Source organism: Streptococcus infantis, from assembly GCF_000963255.1.
Classification (GTDB): Bacteria; Bacillota; Bacilli; order Lactobacillales; family Streptococcaceae; genus Streptococcus; species Streptococcus nidrosiense.
In genome coordinates this window covers 105,979-123,470 of sequence record NZ_JYOV01000019.1, presented here as the reverse complement: position 1 = coordinate 123,470, position 17,492 = coordinate 105,979, and the positions used below count along the sequence as shown (strand labels likewise).

Here is a 17,492-nt window from a genome sequence, read left to right as displayed (position 1 = left end):
CTAGCAACTAAATCGAAAAGTATGTAATTCCTGATTAAGAGTTGGAATAAAGATCTCTACATTATGAAAAATCTCTGCAAGCTCTTTCAGAATGTGGTAAAATGGAAGCAATAGAAATAGAAAAGGAAATCAATTATGAAATTTCTTGAGTTAAATAAAAAATGTCATGCGACTAAGCATTTTATTGATAAACCAGTTGATCCCAAGGATGTTCGAACAGCTATTGAAATCGCAACCTTGGCACCAAGCGCTCACAACAGTCAGCCTTGGAAATTCGTCGTGGTTCGTGAAAGAAATGCTGAACTAGCAAAATTGGCTTACGGTTCAAACTTTGAGCAAGTAGCATCTGCACCTGTAACCATTGCCTTGTTTACAGATACAGACTTAGCTAAACGTGCTCGCAAGATTGCCCGTACTGGTGGTGCCAACAATTTCTCAGAAGAGCAACTGCAATACTTCTTGAAAAATCTTCCAGCTGAGTTTGCGCGTTACAGCGACCAACAAGTTAGTGACTACTTGGCTCTTAATGCTGGACTTGTTGCTATGAACTTGGTCCTTGCTTTGACTGACCAAGGAATCGGATCAAACATTATCCTTGGTTTTGACAAATCAAAAGTCAATGAAGTCTTGGAAATCGAAGAACGCTTCCGTCCAGAGCTCTTGATTACAGTGGGATACACAGATGAGAAGTTGGAACCAAGCTACCGCTTGCCAGTAGATGAAATTATCGAAAAAAGATAGGAAGAAAAAATGACAGTTATTGATTTTACAGCAGAAGTAGAAAAACGTAAAGAAGACCTCTTGGCTGACTTGTTTAGCCTTTTGGAAATCAACTCAGAACGTGATGACAGCAAGGCAGATGCGCAGCATCCATTTGGACCTGGGCCAGTAAAAGCCTTGGAAAAATTCCTTGAAATCGCAGACCGTGATGGCTACCCAACAAAAAATGTCGACAATTATGCTGGACATTTCGAGTTTGGTGAAGGAGAAGAAGTTCTTGGAATCTTTGCCCACATGGACGTAGTGCCAGCGGGTAGCGGTTGGGACACTGAACCTTACACACCAACTATCAAAGATGGTCGTCTCTATGCGCGTGGTGCTTCTGACGATAAGGGACCAACTACAGCTTGTTACTATGGTTTGAAAATCATCAAAGAATTGGGACTTCCAACTTCTAAGAAAGTTCGTTTTATCGTTGGAACTGATGAAGAATCAGGTTGGGCAGACATGGACTACTACTTTGAGCATGTAGGACTTGCGAAGCCAGACTTTGGTTTCTCTCCAGATGCTGAATTCCCTATTATCAATGGTGAAAAAGGAAACATCACAGAATACCTTCACTTTGCCGGTGAAAATACTGGTGCAGCTCGTCTTCACAGCTTCACAGGTGGTTTGCGTGAAAACATGGTTCCTGAATCAGCAACAGCAGTCGTTTCAGGTGACTTGGCTGACTTGCAAGCTAAACTAGATGCCTTTGTTGCAGAGCACAAACTCAGAGGAGACATCCAAGAAGAGAACGGTCAGTACAAGGTGACTGTAATTGGTAAATCAGCTCATGGTGCTATGCCTGCTTCAGGTGTCAATGGTGCGACTTACCTTGCTCTCTTCCTCAGCCAATTTGCTTTTGAAGGACCTGCAAAAGACTACCTCGATATTGCTGGTAAGATTCTCTTGAATGACCACGAAGGGAAGAACTTGAAAGTAGCTCATGTGGACGAAAAGATGGGTGCCCTTTCTATGAATGCGGGTGTTTTCCGCTTCGACGAATCAAGTGCTGACAATACTATTGCCCTTAACTTCCGTTATCCAAAAGGAACAAGCCCAGAGCAAATCAAGTCAGTTCTTGAAAACTTGCCAGTTGCTTCAGTTAGCCTTTCTGAGCATGGTCACACTCCTCACTATGTGCCAATGGAAGATCCACTCGTTCAAACCTTGTTGAATGTTTATGAAAAACAAACTGGACTTAAAGGTCATGAACAAGTCATCGGTGGTGGAACCTTTGGACGTTTGTTAGAGCGTGGTGTAGCCTACGGTGCTATGTTCCCAGATTCTATCGATACCATGCACCAAGCCAACGAATTTATCGCCTTGGATGATCTTTTCCGTGCAGCAGCCATCTACGCTGAAGCTATTTACGAATTGATCAAATAATGCTATAGAAGTCTGAGATTTAATGCTTAGACTTCTTTTTGGAGGAGAAAATGTCTCAAATCGAAAGAATCAAGCAAGCTATCATAGAGGATCCACAGAATGCCAGCTATACTGAGCAAGGCATCGAGCCACTCTTTGCAGCACCAAAAACAGCTCGTATCAATATCATTGGCCAGGCACCTGGTCTCAAAACCCAGGAAGCAGGGCTATACTGGAAGGATAAAAGTGGCGACCGCTTGCGAGAGTGGCTAGGTGTGGATGAAGACACCTTTTACAATTCAGGTTACTTTGCAGTCATGCCCATGGATTTCTACTTTCCAGGTCATGGGAAATCGGGTGACCTACCACCTCGTCCAGGTTTTGCAGAAAAATGGCATCCAACACTCTTGAAGGAGTTACCAGATATTCAATTAACACTCTTGATTGGGCAGTATGCCCAAGCCTACTACCTACATGAGAAAGTTAGTGGCAAGGTGACAGACCGTGTGCATCGGTTCAAGGATTATTTACCTGATTATTTCCCTCTGGTGCATCCTTCACCCCGTAATCAAATCTGGATGAAAAAAAATCCTTGGTTTGAAGAAGAAGTCTTGCCTGACTTAAAAGATAGAATACAAAAAATTCTCGGAGAAGAAAAATGAAAGAAATTACTTTTAACGATTTTTACCAACTTTACCAGAATAGCTCACTTTCTGTATTGGATGTGAGAGAAGTAGAGGAATTTGAGGCTCTTCATCTAGAAGGTGCTCGTAATTTCCCTCTCAGTCAACTGGCTGATACTTATGAACAATTAGACAAAGATAATCTTTACTACGTGATTTGCAAGTCTGGTATCCGTTCAGCACGTGCTTGTCAATTTTTATCAGAACAAGGATATGAGGTTATCAATGTCCAAGGTGGCATGGATGCCTTAGAATAAGAAAAATTTCCTTCGAAACCTTTAAAAAATTGGAAGGGTTCGAAGGATTGTTTTGCATTAAAATTCGGAAAATTGAAAACATTTTAGAATTATTTCGTGACAGCCTTTTCTAGCCTTTAATCATGTTATACTAAGAAAGTATTTTATTTTTAATAAGGAGAGTTTATGGCTAAAAAAGGTGCTTTAACAGGATTACTCCTGTTTGGAATATTTTTTGGAGCAGGTAACTTGATTTTCCCTCCAACTCTAGGCGCACAGTCTGGAGAAAACTTCCTTCCTGCCATTGCAGGATTTGTATTTTCGGGTGTTGGGATTGCCGTCCTAACCTTGATCATTGGTACCCTTAATCCGAAGGGTTATATCTATGAAATTTCTAAGAAAATTTCTCCATGGTTTGCGACGATTTATCTTGCAGTTTTGTACTTGTCGATTGGCCCATTCTTTGCCATCCCTCGCACAGCAACGACATCGTTTGAGGTCGGTATTAGTCCCCTTCTAGCTGAAGCAGATAAGGGTTTAGGTTTGATTGTCTTTACCATTCTCTACTTTGTTGCAGCCTATTTAATCGCCCTTAATCCTTCAAAAATCTTGGATCGGATCGGTCGAATCTTGACTCCAGTTTTTGCCATCTTAATTGTTATTCTGGTTATCCTTGGAGCTTTCAAGTATGGTGGGAATGCACCACAAGCAGCTTCAGGAGCTTATCAGGCTTCCGCCTTTGGTGCAGGTTTCCTTGAAGGATACAATACACTTGATGCGCTTGCATCGGTTGCCTTCAGTGTTATTGCAGTACAAACCTTGAAACAACTTGGTTTCTCAAGTAAGAAAGAGTATATTTCAACCATTTGGGTAGTTGGAATCGTTGTAGCACTCGGATTTAGTGCTCTCTACATCGGTCTAGGTTTCTTGGGCAATCATTTCCCAGTAACAGAAGAAGCAATGAAGAGTGGAACTCCTGGAGTTTATATCTTGTCTCAAGCGACTCAAGAAATCTTTGGTTCTACTGCTCAACTTTTCCTTGCGGCTATGGTAACCGTTACTTGCTTCACAACGACTGTAGGGTTGATTGTATCAACTGCCGAGTTCTTTAACGGACGTTTCCCACAAGTCAGCTACAAGGTTTATGCGACAGTCTTTACCTTGATTGGTTTTGCTATTGCAAATCTTGGTTTGAGTGCTATTATTAAGTACTCTGTACCAGTTCTCGTTATTTTGTACCCAATTACGATTGCCATTGTCATGATTGTGATTGTGAACAAGTTTGTTGCTCTTTCTAAACCAGGAATGCAATTAACGGTTGGCATTGTCACAGCCATTGCTATTGCAAGTGTTTTAGGATCTACTTTTAAAGTTGAGATCCTTGCAAATATCGTGAACGCTCTACCATTTGCGGAGGCTTCTCTGCCATGGTTGGTACCAGCTATTATCGGTATTCTACTTTCTCTTGTTCTTCCAAATAAACAAGAAAGTGAAGCTTTTGAAATGGAATAATCACTAAAATCACTTTTGTAGCTAAGTCTACAGGAGTGATTTTCTTTTTTTATCCGATGATAAATGTGTTATAATAGGTAGCAAAAGAGGTGAAAAAATGAATCAAACTGTAGAATATATCAAAGAACTAACTGCTATCGCGTCACCAACAGGTTTTACGCGTGAAATTACGAATTATCTAGTTGAGACGCTTGAAAAACTAGGTTATCAACCAATCCGTACTGCTAAAGGTGGAGTGAATGTTACCATTAAAGGTAAAAATAATGAGCAACATCGCTATGTAACTGCCCATGTGGATACCCTGGGAGCTATCGTTCGTGCTGTTAAACCAGATGGTCGACTCAAAATGGACCGTATTGGTGGCTATCCTTGGAACATGATTGAAGGAGAAAACTGTACGGTCTATGTGGCTAGCACAGGTAAAACCGTATCAGGTACGATTTTGATCCACCAAACTTCTTGTCACGTTTACAAAGATGCTGGAACTGCTGAACGCACGCAGGACAATATGGAAGTGCGTTTGGATGAAAAAGTGACTAATGAAAAAGAAACACGCGCACTCGGTATCGAGGTTGGTGATTTTATCAGCTTTGACCCACGAACTGTCGTGACTGAGACAGGCTTTATCAAGTCTCGTCATTTGGATGACAAGGTCAGCGCAGCTATTCTCCTTAATCTCCTCAAAGTCTACAAAGAAGAAGGGATTGAACTTCCTGTCACTACGCATTTTGCCTTTTCAGTCTTTGAAGAAGTGGGGCATGGTGCTAACTCAAGTATCCCTAGTCAAGTTGTCGAATATCTAGCTGTGGATATGGGAGCAATGGGAGATGATCAGCAGACAGATGAGTACACAGTATCTATCTGTGTTAAAGATGCTTCTGGTCCTTACCACTATGAATTCCGTCAACACTTAGTAGCTCTCGCAAAAGAGCAAGACATTCCGTTTAAATTAGACATCTATCCATTTTATGGTTCAGATGCCTCTGCAGCTATGTCAGCTGGAGCAGAGGTTAAGCACGCTCTTCTAGGAGCAGGTATTGAGTCTAGTCACTCTTATGAGCGAACTCATATTGATTCTGTAGTGGCTACTGAGCGTATGGTGGATGCTTATCTCAAGAGTGAGTTGGTGGACTGAGATGTGCTTGATTTGTGATCGAATTGAACTCATCAAGTCTGGAGACAATCCCTACTTTGTCAAGGAATTAGAAACAGGATATGTTGTCATTGGTGACCACCAGTATTTTGAAGGTTACACTCTATTCTTAGCCAAGGAACATGTCACAGAACTACATCATCTAGATCCAAGTGTCAGACTTCAATTTTTAGAGGAAATGAGTCTGGTGCAGGAAGCTGTCTCTAAAGCTTTTTCTGCTGAAAAGATGAATATAGAGTTGTTGGGAAATGGAGATGCCCATGTCCACTGGCATATTTTTCCTAGACGAGCTGGTGATATGAAGGGACACGGTCTTAATGGTCGTGGTCCAGTCTGGTGGGTTCCATGGGAAGAAATGATTGCTGAAGAATATCAGGTTAAGGGAAGTAAATTAGAAGACTTGATTGCAAGATTATCTGAGACTTTAAACCAGATGATTAAATGAAAGGATAACAGATGAAAAAAAGATACCTTATCTTATCAGGATTATTAGCCTTGACATTGGCAGCTTGTTCACAAGAAAAATCAGCGACTTCTGACGCAAAAACTTCTTCAGAGCAATCAACTGTACAAGAAGGAACCGCGGGAAGTAAGTCTCGGGAAGCTAGTCAAAAGAAAGCAGAAGTGGTTAACAAAGGAGACCACTACAGCATTCAAGGCAAGTACGATGAGATTGTTGTAGCTAATAAGCATTATCCTATGTCAAAAGAATACAATCCTGGAGAAAATCCTACCGCAAAGGCAGAACTGTTAAAACTCATTGCAGCTATGCAGCAAGCAGGTTTCCCGATTAGCGACCACTATAGTGGATTTAGAAGTTATGAAACTCAGGTTAAACTGTATCAGGATTATGTCAACCAAGATGGCAAGGCTGAGGCTGACCGTTATTCTGCAAGACCTGGTTATAGTGAACACCAAACTGGCTTAGCTTTTGATCTGATTGGAACAAATGGAGACCTAGTCACTGAAGAAAAGGCAGCCCAATGGCTATTGGACCATGCTGCAGACTATGGCTTTGTTGTTCGTTATCTAAAAGGTAAGGAAAAGGAGACGGGTTATATGGCTGAGGAATGGCACCTTCGCTATGTTGGCAAAGAAGCCAAAGAAATTGCAGCAAGTGGACTCAGTTTGGAAGAGTATTACGGCTTTGAAGGTGGAGACTATGTTGATTAGTCGCAAAACATCTTGCAAGATTACTTAAAATTTGATAAAATGAATAATAATTAAATAGGAATCTGCAAGACTAGTATCTCAGGGGAAGTATATCAGAGAGGAGAGCCGTGACTGAAAGCTCTCTATATGAAAGCTGGGTGAATTCACTTGCCTATGGATTCAGAAATAAAGGTCTGACTTGTCAGATGAAAACGGATGGTACCGCGTGTCAACGCTCCGAATGGAGTTTTTGGCATGTGGTTTTCTTTTTATCTACGAGAGACTGATGGAGGAATTATGTCAACTATTGAAGAACAATTAAAAGCGCTTCGTGAAGAAACGCTAGCTAGCTTGAAGCAGATTACTGCTGAAAATGAAAAAGAGATGCAAGAATTGCGTGTCTCAGTCCTTGGTAAAAAAGGGTCACTGACTGAAATCCTTAAAGGGATGAAAGACGTTTCTGCTGAAATGCGCCCTGTTATCGGAAAACACGTCAATGAGGCTCGTGATGTCCTAACAGCTGCCTTTGAAGAAACAGCTAAGCTCTTGGAAGAAAAGAAAGTGGAAGCTCAACTAGCAAGTGAAAGCATTGATGTGACACTTCCAGGTCGTCCAGTTGCGACTGGTCACCGTCACGTTTTGACACAAACTAGTGAAGAAATCGAAGATATCTTTATCGGTATGGGTTACCAAGTCGTGGATGGATTTGAAGTTGAGCAAGACTACTACAACTTCGAACGTATGAACCTTCCAAAAGACCACCCAGCCCGTGATATGCAGGACACTTTCTACATCACAGAAGAAATCTTGCTCCGTACCCACACGTCTCCAGTTCAGGCGCGTGCGATGGATGCCCATGACTTCTCTAAAGGGCCTTTGAAGATGATCTCACCAGGGCGAGTATTCCGTCGTGATACAGACGATGCAACCCACAGTCACCAATTCCACCAAATCGAAGGATTGGTTGTTGGGAAAAACATCTCTATGGCCGATCTTCAAGGAACTCTTCAGTTGATTGTACAAAAAATGTTTGGTGAAGAGCGTCAAATTCGTTTGCGCCCATCTTACTTCCCATTCACAGAGCCATCTGTTGAAGTTGACGTTTCATGCTTCAAGTGTGGAGGAGACGGCTGTAACGTATGTAAGAAAACTGGTTGGATTGAGATTATGGGTGCCGGCATGGTTCACCCACGTGTCCTTGAGATGAGTGGTATCGATGCGACCGTTTACTCTGGCTTTGCCTTTGGTCTTGGCCAAGAACGTGTAGCTATGCTTCGTTACGGAATCAACGATATCCGTGGATTCTACCAAGGAGATGTCCGCTTCTCAGAACAGTTTAAATAAGTTTGAAACCTGAAACACAGTCCTATACAGTTCTAGTCATTTCCTCTTGGTGAGAAATGGCAAGAGTTAACTCGAAGAAAAAGAAAGGAATTGAAAAGGTCTCGATTGATGAGATCTTACGATCAGAATTATGTTAGTATCATACAAATGGTTAAAAGAATTGGTGGACATTGATGTGCCATCACAAGAGTTGGCTGAGAAAATGTCAACTACAGGGATTGAGGTAGAAGGTGTGGAATCACCAGCTGCTGGTCTCTCAAAAATTGTTGTCGGTGAGGTCTTGTCTTGTGAAGATGTGCCAGAAACTCACCTCCATGTTTGTCAGGTTAACGTTGGCGAAGAAGAAGCCCGTCAAATCGTCTGTGGAGCACCAAATGTGCGTGCAGGCATCAAGGTCATGGTGGCTCTTCCAGGTGCTCGTATTGCTGACAACTACAAGATCAAAAAAGGGAAAATCCGTGGCTTAGAGTCACTTGGAATGATCTGTTCCCTTGGTGAATTGGGAATTTCTGACTCAGTTGTACCAAAGGAATTTGCAGATGGAATTCAAATCTTGCCTCAAGATGCTGTTCCTGGAGACGAAGTCTTCTCATACCTAGACTTGGATGATGAAATTATCGAACTTTCTATCACACCAAACCGTGCAGACGCTCTTTCTATGCGTGGAGTAGCGCACGAAGTAGCAGCTATCTATGACAAGGCAGTCAACTTTAAAGAATTCAGTTTAACAGAAACCAATGAATCTGCAGCAGACGCTCTTTCTGTCAGCATTGACACAGATAAGGCTCCTTACTATGCGGCTCGGATCTTGGATAATGTGACCATCGCGCCAAGTCCACAATGGTTGCAAAATCTTCTTATGAACGAAGGTATCCGTCCAATCAATAACGTAGTGGACGTGACTAACTACATCCTACTTTACTTTGGCCAGCCTATGCATGCCTTTGACTTGGATACCTTTGAAGGAAGCGAGATCCGTGTGCGTGAAGCACGTGCTGGTGAAAAATTGGTAACCTTGGACGGTGAAGAGCGTGAGTTGGAAACAAATGACTTAGTGATCACTGTCGCAGACAAACCAGTTGCTCTTGCAGGTGTTATGGGTGGTCAGGCTACAGAAATCTCTGAAAGCTCTACTCGTGTAGTCCTTGAAGCTGCTGTTTTCAATGGCAAATCAATCCGTAAGACTAGTGGTCGCCTCAACCTTCGTTCTGAATCTTCTTCTCGCTTTGAAAAAGGCATCAACGTGGCAACTGTCAATGAAGCCCTTGATGCGGCAGCGAGCATGATTGCAGAGCTTGCAGGTGCAACAGTACGTAAGGGGATCGTTTCAGCAGGTGAGCTCGACACTTCTGATGTGGAAGTTTCTTCAACCCTTGCAGACGTCAACCGTGTTCTCGGTACAGAACTTTCATACGCTGATGTAAAAGATGTCTTCCGTCGCCTTGGCTTCGGTCTTTCTGGAAATGCAGAAGCTTTCACTGTCAGCGTTCCTCGTCGCCGTTGGGATATCACCATTGAAGCGGACCTCTTTGAAGAAATCGCTCGGATCTATGGCTATGATCGCTTGCCAACTAGTCTTCCAAAAGACGATGGTACCGCTGGTGAATTGACTGCGACACAAAAACTTCGTCGTCAGGTTCGTACCATTGCTGAAGGTGCTGGATTGACAGAAATCATCACTTATGCTCTTACAACTCCTGAAAAAGCGGTTGAATTTACGATTCAGCCAAGTCATTTGACAGAATTGATGTGGCCAATGACCGTGGATCGTTCAGTTCTCCGTCAAAATATGGTTTCAGGTATTTTGGATACAGTTGCCTACAACGTAGCACGTAAGAATAAAAACTTGGCTCTTTATGAGATTGGAAAAGTCTTCGAGCAAACTGGTAATCCAAAAGAAGAATTGCCAAACGAAATCAATAGCTTTGCCTTTGCCTTGACTGGCTTAGTTGCTGAAAAAGACTTCCAAACTGCGGCAGTTCCTGTTGACTTCTTCTATGCTAAGGGAATTTTGGAAGCTCTCTTTGCTCGCTTGGGTCTTGAAGTGACTTATACAGCAACTTCTGAAATTGCTAGTCTTCACCCAGGACGTACAGCCTTGATCTCACTCGGTGACCAAGTCCTTGGTTTCCTCGGTCAAGTACATCCTGTTACAGCTAAGGCTTATGATATTCCAGAAACTTATGTAGCAGAGCTCAACCTTTCAGCTATTGAGACAGCTCTTCAACCAGCCGCTCCATTTGTGGAAATTACGAAGTTCCCTGCAGTCAGCCGTGATATCGCCCTTCTCCTCAAGGCAGAAGTCACTCACCAAGAAGTTGTAGACGCTATCCAAGCTGCAGGCGTGAAACGTTTGACAGATATCAAACTCTTTGATGTCTTCTCAGGCGAAAAACTAGGACTAGGTATGAAGTCAATGGCTTATAGCTTGACCTTCCAAAATCCAGAAGATAGTCTAACCGACGAAGAAGTCGCACGCTACATGGAAAAAATCCAGGCATCACTTGAAGAAAAAGTGAATGCAGAAGTGCGTTAAAAATTTTCAATCCATCCCTAGGGATGGATTTTTTAGTAGAAAAAATCATCAAGCTTTAGCCTGATGATTGAATCAAATTGACGGGGAAACAACTCCTTTTTAATACTGTTACAAGATGATCAGACATCGGTATTTTTTGTCATCCAATCAGCTATGAAGTGATAGGTATCGTTTCGATTATTCTCGTTTAGAATTTCGTGACGAGCCTCTTCAACTAATCGGAGGCTTACTTTCGAATGTGAAGCCTTTAGGAGTTTTACAAATCTCTCTATACCTTTGCCATTTTCACCTAGAGGGTCTTCTTGTCCCGAAATAACGAGAATAGGAAGTTGGGCTGGGATCTCATCAATCACTTGTTTACTAGCTACTTGGTTAGAAAAGTAAAAAATAGATCTGTACATAGGAATAGTAGGTATGAATTGACAGAATGGATCCTTCAGATAAGCTTGGTTGGATTCTTCATTTTTTGAGAGCCAATCGACAGATGTTTTAGGATTTTTAATAGTTCGATTAAAGCTATCAGTTGATAGATAAGTCAAGAGTTTACTACGGTGTTTATTCCCTTTTATAAGTCGGATGTATTCTGTTAGGATGAGAGCGAATCGAGTCAGAAATTGAGGTTGTTGACCAGTCGCCATGATAATTAAGGCATTGATAGGTGGTTTTCGTTTAGCTACATAATAGCGACACATAAGAGACCCCATAGAATGCCCTAGAAGGACGATTGGAAGTTCTGGATAGCTTTCTTGAATGAAGGAGGTCACTCTTTCAATATCATCGATGAGTTCCTCGGGAGATTCAGGAAAGACTCCGAGTTGACTTGGATTTTGAGCAGTATAACCGTGGCCGAGATGATCATGGCCGATAACAGTAAAGCCTTCGTTATTCATGGCTAGAGCAAATTCTTCATATCGTTCTACGTATTCTACCATGCCATGTACAATCTGAAGAATGGCTTTTGGTTGTTCAGCTTCCCAAATGATTAAGTTATTGTTGTTTGGTTCGAGTTTAAGTCTTTTTTTCATATCAGATTCCTTGCTTATGATAATCTATAGTCTATCAAAAATATACCATAAAATAGCACGATAAGCTAGGCAGAATGATGAAGTTTAGTAGCAACAATTCAGGACTAAAAATGGACATTTGAGGATATAGTCAACGGATTTATCAAGAGATTAGTATAATATATTTATCACTTAAAATCTGGAGGACTAAAATGCTTGGTGATGAGCCAATAAAGTCCTTATCCAGTAAACTCCCTTCTTAAGAGTCATGATTTAAAAATGTACATAAATCATTGTAAATGCTATCAAAAAGGAGTATAATGAGTGCAATAAATTTCGGAGGTGGATGATGCTCGAAGTAAGAAATCTAGAGAAAAGTTTTGGGCCTAAGCAAGTTTTGTTTGGTGTTGACTTTCAAGCACGACCAGGGCGTATTTTAGGGCTGGTCGGGAAAAATGGAGCTGGGAAAACAACTATTTTTCACAGTATTTTGAAATTTTTAGACTATCAAGGGGAGATTGAGCTTGATGGTCAAGACATTCGTCAGGAGACCTATGCTCGCATTGGTTATCTACCTGAAGAACGCAGTCTTATGCCTAAATTGACAGTCCTTGAACAAGTTCGTTATTTGGCGACTCTAAAAGGCATGGACGCTAAGGAAATCAAAGAAAAACTCCCTCAATGGATGGAAAAACTGGAAGTCAAGGGGAAACTGACGGATAAGATCAAAAGTCTCTCAAAAGGAAATCAACAGAAGATTCAGTTGATTATCACTTTGATTCATGAACCAGATTTGATTATCCTAGATGAGCCTTTTAGTGGCTTGGATCCAGTTAATACCGAACTTCTTAAGCGGGTTATCTTGAAAGAAAAAGAACGCGGCGCGACCATTATCTTTTCTGACCATGTCATGACCAATGTCGAAGAACTTTGTGATGATATCCTCATGATTCGTGATGGGCGTGTGGTCTTGCATGGACCGGTTCAAGAGGTCCGCAATCAATACGGCAAAACACGACTTTTTGTTTCAAGTGAACGAAGCAAGGAAGAACTGGAGAGCCTTCCTCATGTCAAACAGGTTAGCTTGACCAAGCAAGGTAGCTGGAAGTTGATTTTAGATGATGAAAGTGCAGGTAGAGAACTCTTCCCAATCTTGACTCAAGGTCAATATATCGCGACTTTTGATCAACAAGCTCCAACAATCGATGAAATCTTTAAATTAGAATCAGGGGTGGAAGTATGAGAAATATGTGGGTTGTAATCAAAGAAACCTATCTAAGACATGTCAAGTCTTGGAGTTTCTTCTTTATGGTGATTTCGCCTTTCCTCTTTTTAGGTCTATCTGGAGGAATTGGTGTTCTCCAAGGTTCTTCCTTGGCTCAAAATAGTAAGGTAGCAGTAGTTAGTTCTGTTCCTCTTGTTACAGAAGAACTTAAATCGACCAATGGTCTTAACTTTGACTATAAGGATGAAGCAAGTGCCCAAGAAGCCATCAAGGATGAAAAAATAAAAGGTTATCTAACCATTGACCAGGAGAATAGTGTCCTCAAGGCAGTCTATCATGGTGAGACTTCACTAGAGAGTGGCATTAAGTTAGCAGTGACCGCTAAGTTGAATGAACTCCAATCCCAACTCAACCGTTCAGAAGCAAATTTGTCTCAGGAACAGGAAAAACGCTTGGCTCAAACAATTCAATTCACAGAACAGATTGATGAAGCCATGGAAAATAAAAAGATGGTCCAAACCTTTGCGGCTGCAGGACTAGGTTTCTTCCTCTATATGATTTTGATTACTTATGCTAGTGTCACTGCTCAAGAGGTAGCTAGTGAAAAAGGAACCAAAATCATGGAAGTGGTCTTCTCAAGCATTCGTGCTAGCCATTATTTCTACGCCCGCATGATTGCCTTACTTCTAGTCATTTTGACTCATATTGGTATTTATGTTGTAGGTGGACTTGGAGCTATTTTCTTCTTTAAGGATATGCCTATCTTGGCAAATTCAGGTATTCTAAATCACTTGGGAGAAGCATTTTCGATCAATACCTTGTTGTTTGTCTTGGTTAGTCTCTTTATGTATGTGGTCTTGGCTGCCTTCTTAGGTTCTATGGTTTCTCGACCAGAAGATTCTGGTAAGGCCTTATCGCCTTTGATGCTTTTGATTATGGTAGGTTTCATTGGGGTAACAGTATTAGGAACTTCTGGTGATAATTTAATCTTGAAAATCGGTTCTTACATTCCATTCGTCTCAACCTTCTTTATGCCTTTCAGAGCTATCAATGGTTATGCAAATGGACTAGAAGCTTGGATTTCGCTTGCTATAACGGTTATTTTTGCAGTTACTGCAACAGCTTTTATTGGACGTATGTATGCTAGTTTGGTTCTTCAAACGGATGATTTGGGGATCTGGAAAACCTTTAAACGAGCTTTAAGCTATCACTAAAAGAGACACCTTCAGTGAATACTGGAGGTGTTTTTGATTTGCGAATTCATTGCTGTCTGGTCTTCTTTACTTTATAATGAAAGAAGAATGAAAAGGAGGAGGACATGAACTATATTGATGTTGCTGAAAATGAGTGTTTATTAATCATTGTCCTTGGGATAATGCTGATCAGCCAGATGAGTGAAGATGAGGTGGGGGTGGCCTTGTCGATTGGTATCAACACCTTTGACCTAGCGGATATCTATGTCTAGTGTGAGGTCCTGATGGGTAAAGTTTTCAAGCACCGTTCGAATCTTCGGGACTAGATTTAGTAGACCAGACGTTACTTATATCAGTGGGCTGGTTTTATTGTTCTATGCTTTACAGGTTTTTCTTGACAAGTTTTCTTTGTTATGGTATTCTTTTGGGTGACAAATGTTGCGCAACAAATGTTGCGTCAAAGGAGTATTATGCCACCAAAGGTTAAATTTAGTAAAGAGACTATGATTGGGACAGCTTTACAATTGGTTAGAGAAGAGGGAATGTCTAGTTTGACGGCTAGAGCATTAGCAGAGAAACTGGGCGCCACACCAAGAGTCATTTTTGGGCAATTTGCTAATATGTCTGAGTTACAAGCAGAGGTTATTATTGCTGCTGAAATGGTCGTGGTGGAGTATATACGCAAGGCTTTAGAAGATGAGAAGCCTTTTCGATCTGTCGGGGTTGCTTATATCCTTTTTGCCTCAAAAGATCCCCAACTTTTTCAATTGCTTTTCCAAAATCCTAGCAAAGATCCGATTCGTCGCTTTCAAGATTTTCTTCCCATGAAGGATCATAGTTACCAATTGGTTCTGGATTCGATTGTCGCAGACTATCCTTTGACGTTAGAGGAGGCTAGTCGCCTGTACCAGCATCTATTTATCTACTCGCACGGCATGGCCTCTATGGTTGCTTCTGGTATTTATCAGTTCAGCATGGAAGAAGTGATTGGTTTATTGACAGAAGTTTGTCAATCTCTCATCAAAGAAATGGTAGGAAAGAAATGATTCAACTAGAAAATGTTCACAAAGGCTACGGCCAAACCAAGGTCTTAAAAGGGATTGATCTGCAGATTCAAGATCAGGATGATGTGGTTATCCTAGGTCCTTCTGGATCAGGAAAGTCAACCCTCTTAAACGTGTTATCCGGATTAGAAAAGGTAGATGAGGGGCATATTCTCATTCAAGGACAGGATTTATCGCAGCTCACGGATGCTCAATTGACGGCCTTTAGACGTGAAAAAATTGCCTTTATTTTCCAACAGTATTATTTATTACCTAATCTGACAGTAAGACAGAATGTTAAGATGGGAGCTGACCTGGCAAACAATCATGATTTTTTGCAGATTATTGAGGATTTGGGGCTTGGCGATAAGCTGGACAAGTATCCGAGTGAATTGTCTGGAGGCGAACAGCAGAGAGTATCTATTGCTCGTGCCTTAGCCAAAAAGCCAGAGATTCTTTTCTTAGATGAGCCGACGGGGGCCCTGGATGAAGAAACAGGGCGCAAGATTCTCGACTATATCTGGAAGTTGAAGGAAAAGCTAGGCTTTACCCTAATCATGGTGACACACAACCAAAATATTGCGGATATGGCCAGAACCATCATTCGCGTCAATAGTGGCAAAATTACTGAAGTTGTGACCAATGATCAGCCACAGACTGCTTATGAGATTGGATGGTAAGCCATGTTTTCAGTAAAAGATATTCGAAAATTAGTTGTCGTCAGTATCATTGGGGCTTGTGCGGTATTTGTGGCCAATCTCTTCTTGAATTTTTACTTGGATATCGAGCAGTTGGAGATTTCTAAAACCAATCCGATGATTCAGACCTACTATGATGCCCAGGTTTCGCTTTCCTGGATGGTGGCAATGGTCAGTGGAGTTGTCTTGTCCTTAACATCAATCCTTCTCATGTGTTTTTATATCAAACAATTTGTCGATGACCACAAGGAACAATTAGGAATTTTAAAGGCTTTGGGTTATAGCAATGTCCAGTTGGCTAAACGATTTTGGGCTTTTGGACTCAGTTTTGGAATTGGGGCACTTCTTGGCTATTTCGCTTCTTTTCTTATGATGGGGCATTTTTATGACTTTCGTAATGAGAAGGGGATCCTGCCAGAAATCTCCATTCATTTTCATTGGCAGCTCTTGCTTGCTTTGGTGATCCTGCCAACGGTATTTTTTATGCTTCTCGCGATTGGCTATGCTAGAAGACAATTACAAACGCCGGCACTTCGCTTATTGAAAAAATCTCCAACACCAATCAAGGCTCAAAGGAGAAAGAGGGCTCCTAAGAAAGAGAAGGCCTTCCTAAAAGAGCTGTCCTCATCACTGATTTGGGGGAGAAAATCTATACTGTTTTTTGTAGTCTTTGGCTCTATGTGTTTTGCGGCCATGGTTCAATTGTCCTTTGGCCTCAGGGATTACACAGATGATATCATCCAAACCATGATGATCATGATTGGCTTGATCCTTTCTTTCTCGATACTCTTTTTGTCATTGGGGATTGTGGTCTCTGAAAGTCGCGAAACCTTGGCTCTTATGAAGGCTTTTGGCTACACCGATCGTGAATGCCAAGGTCATATTCTCGCTCCTTATCGTTTTTGGGCTTATCTAGGATTTGTTTTAGGGACGGCTTATCAATACGGTATCATGGAAATCTTGATTGGTATAATCAAAGATACGGTTCCTGAAAAGATTGAGCATCACTTTGATGGGAATGTGTGCTTTTGGACCTTGATAGGTTTTGCTTTGATTTATGAAAGCCTCTTTTATCTATCCAACAGAAAACTCCAAAAACAAACCATCAAAGAAGTGCTCTTAGCTGAATAGTGTGAAAATGGCTGGTTTTCCCAGCCTTTTTTCTTTGTGATAAATGATTGACAGAGAGAGGCTTTTCCACTATTCTAGGGGAATGATAGAATGGAAGTGAGACATTATGAAACGGAACTACTGGCAGGACCTGAAAGGGGCCTTTTACTTAATCTGGCGCAACAAATGATCCTTTATCTAGGTAGGAATCCTCTTGCAGTTTGTGGTTGACATTGGAGCTGCATTTTTGAGTCATAAATAAATCAAAAGACCTGTGAGTGTATCTCCCAGGTCTTTTATACTCTTCGAAAATCTCTTTAAACCACGTCAGCTTCCATCTGCAACCTCAAAACAGTGTTTTGAGCAGCCTGTGGCTAGCTTCCTAGTTTGCTCTTTGATTTTCATTGTGTATTAATTAGATGAAATATTTCATATTTATTTCTCCTAAACCTTTGACTATTAGGCAAAATTAT

16 protein-coding genes and 1 pseudogene are annotated in these 17,492 nt (G+C 41.4%); 16 read left to right on the top strand and 1 reads right to left on the bottom strand.

Going from position 1 to position 17,492, the window contains the following annotated elements; translation table 11 throughout:
- Window positions 1-135: 135 nt before the first annotated feature.
- The 10 genes from TZ96_RS07710 (at window position 136) to pheT (ending at window position 10,746) form a co-directional block, all read left to right on the top strand.
- The gene (locus TZ96_RS07710) at window positions 136-741 is read left to right on the top strand and encodes a nitroreductase family protein (protein ID WP_045763577.1); all 606 of its coding nucleotides are present in this window, start codon (window positions 136-138) and stop codon (window positions 739-741) included.
- Window positions 742-750: 9 nt separating this feature from the next.
- Window positions 751-2,151: a dipeptidase PepV gene (pepV, locus tag TZ96_RS07705; protein WP_045763576.1), complete on the top strand. Its 1,401-nt coding sequence runs from the start codon at window positions 751-753 to the stop codon at window positions 2,149-2,151.
- A 50-nt stretch (window positions 2,152-2,201) separates the two neighbouring features.
- Window positions 2,202-2,792: a uracil-DNA glycosylase family protein gene (locus tag TZ96_RS07700; RefSeq protein WP_045763575.1), complete on the top strand. Its 591-nt coding sequence runs from the start codon at window positions 2,202-2,204 to the stop codon at window positions 2,790-2,792.
- Complete coding sequence (locus TZ96_RS07695; RefSeq protein ID WP_045763574.1) at window positions 2,789-3,070, top strand: rhodanese-like domain-containing protein; 282 nt, start codon at window positions 2,789-2,791, stop codon at window positions 3,068-3,070. Before TZ96_RS07700 ends, TZ96_RS07695 begins: the two co-directional genes overlap by 4 nt.
- A 165-nt stretch (window positions 3,071-3,235) precedes the next feature.
- Complete coding sequence (gene brnQ / locus TZ96_RS07690) at window positions 3,236-4,561, top strand: branched-chain amino acid transport system II carrier protein (RefSeq protein ID WP_045763573.1); 1,326 nt, start codon at window positions 3,236-3,238, stop codon at window positions 4,559-4,561.
- 97 nt (window positions 4,562-4,658) lie between these two features.
- A complete protein-coding gene (locus TZ96_RS07685; RefSeq protein WP_045763572.1) occupies window positions 4,659-5,696 on the top strand; it encodes a M42 family metallopeptidase in 1,038 nt (345 codons plus the stop codon).
- Window position 5,697: 1 nt separating this feature from the next.
- Window positions 5,698-6,159: an HIT family protein gene (locus TZ96_RS07680; RefSeq protein WP_045763571.1), complete on the top strand. Its 462-nt coding sequence runs from the start codon at window positions 5,698-5,700 to the stop codon at window positions 6,157-6,159.
- An 11-nt stretch (window positions 6,160-6,170) separates the two neighbouring features.
- On the top strand, window positions 6,171-6,887 hold the full coding sequence (gene ldcB / locus TZ96_RS07675) for an LD-carboxypeptidase LdcB/DacB (RefSeq protein ID WP_045763570.1): 717 nt from the start codon (window positions 6,171-6,173) through the stop codon (window positions 6,885-6,887).
- A 276-nt stretch (window positions 6,888-7,163) separates the two neighbouring features.
- A complete protein-coding gene (gene pheS, locus TZ96_RS07670) occupies window positions 7,164-8,210 on the top strand; it encodes a phenylalanine--tRNA ligase subunit alpha (RefSeq protein ID WP_000103748.1) in 1,047 nt (348 codons plus the stop codon).
- Between the two features lie 130 nt (window positions 8,211-8,340).
- Window positions 8,341-10,746: a phenylalanine--tRNA ligase subunit beta gene (pheT, locus tag TZ96_RS07665; RefSeq protein ID WP_045763569.1), complete on the top strand. Its 2,406-nt coding sequence runs from the start codon at window positions 8,341-8,343 to the stop codon at window positions 10,744-10,746.
- Between the two features lie 119 nt (window positions 10,747-10,865).
- On the opposite strand, the gene TZ96_RS07660 is transcribed toward pheT, so the two are convergent.
- Window positions 10,866-11,771 carry an alpha/beta fold hydrolase gene (locus TZ96_RS07660; protein ID WP_045763568.1) on the bottom strand — a complete coding sequence of 302 codons (906 nt, stop codon included), beginning with the start codon at window positions 11,769-11,771 and terminating at the stop codon, window positions 10,866-10,868.
- A gap of 328 nt (window positions 11,772-12,099) precedes the next feature.
- On the opposite strand from TZ96_RS07660, the gene TZ96_RS07655 reads away from it, so the two are divergent.
- From TZ96_RS07655 to TZ96_RS07630, 6 genes and pseudogenes are all read left to right on the top strand, one after another.
- Complete coding sequence (locus tag TZ96_RS07655; RefSeq protein ID WP_045763567.1) at window positions 12,100-12,993, top strand: ABC transporter ATP-binding protein; 894 nt, start codon at window positions 12,100-12,102, stop codon at window positions 12,991-12,993.
- Window positions 12,990-14,189 carry an ABC transporter permease gene (locus TZ96_RS07650; RefSeq protein WP_045763566.1) on the top strand — a complete coding sequence of 400 codons (1,200 nt, stop codon included), beginning with the start codon at window positions 12,990-12,992 and terminating at the stop codon, window positions 14,187-14,189. Before TZ96_RS07655 ends, TZ96_RS07650 begins: the two co-directional genes overlap by 4 nt.
- 104 nt (window positions 14,190-14,293) lie before the next feature.
- Window positions 14,294-14,437: pseudogene (locus TZ96_RS07645) on the top strand (aldo/keto reductase); the annotation flags it as partial.
- A 201-nt stretch (window positions 14,438-14,638) separates the two neighbouring features.
- Window positions 14,639-15,214 (top strand): TetR/AcrR family transcriptional regulator, encoded by a 576-nt coding sequence (locus TZ96_RS07640; protein ID WP_045763565.1) that lies wholly within the window; start codon window positions 14,639-14,641, stop codon window positions 15,212-15,214.
- A complete protein-coding gene (locus TZ96_RS07635) occupies window positions 15,211-15,891 on the top strand; it encodes an ABC transporter ATP-binding protein (RefSeq protein ID WP_045763564.1) in 681 nt (226 codons plus the stop codon). The genes TZ96_RS07640 and TZ96_RS07635 overlap by 4 nt, the downstream gene beginning before the upstream one ends.
- A 3-nt stretch (window positions 15,892-15,894) precedes the next feature.
- On the top strand, window positions 15,895-17,040 hold the full coding sequence (locus tag TZ96_RS07630) for an FtsX-like permease family protein (RefSeq protein ID WP_045763563.1): 1,146 nt from the start codon (window positions 15,895-15,897) through the stop codon (window positions 17,038-17,040).
- Window positions 17,041-17,492: the final 452 nt, after the last annotated feature.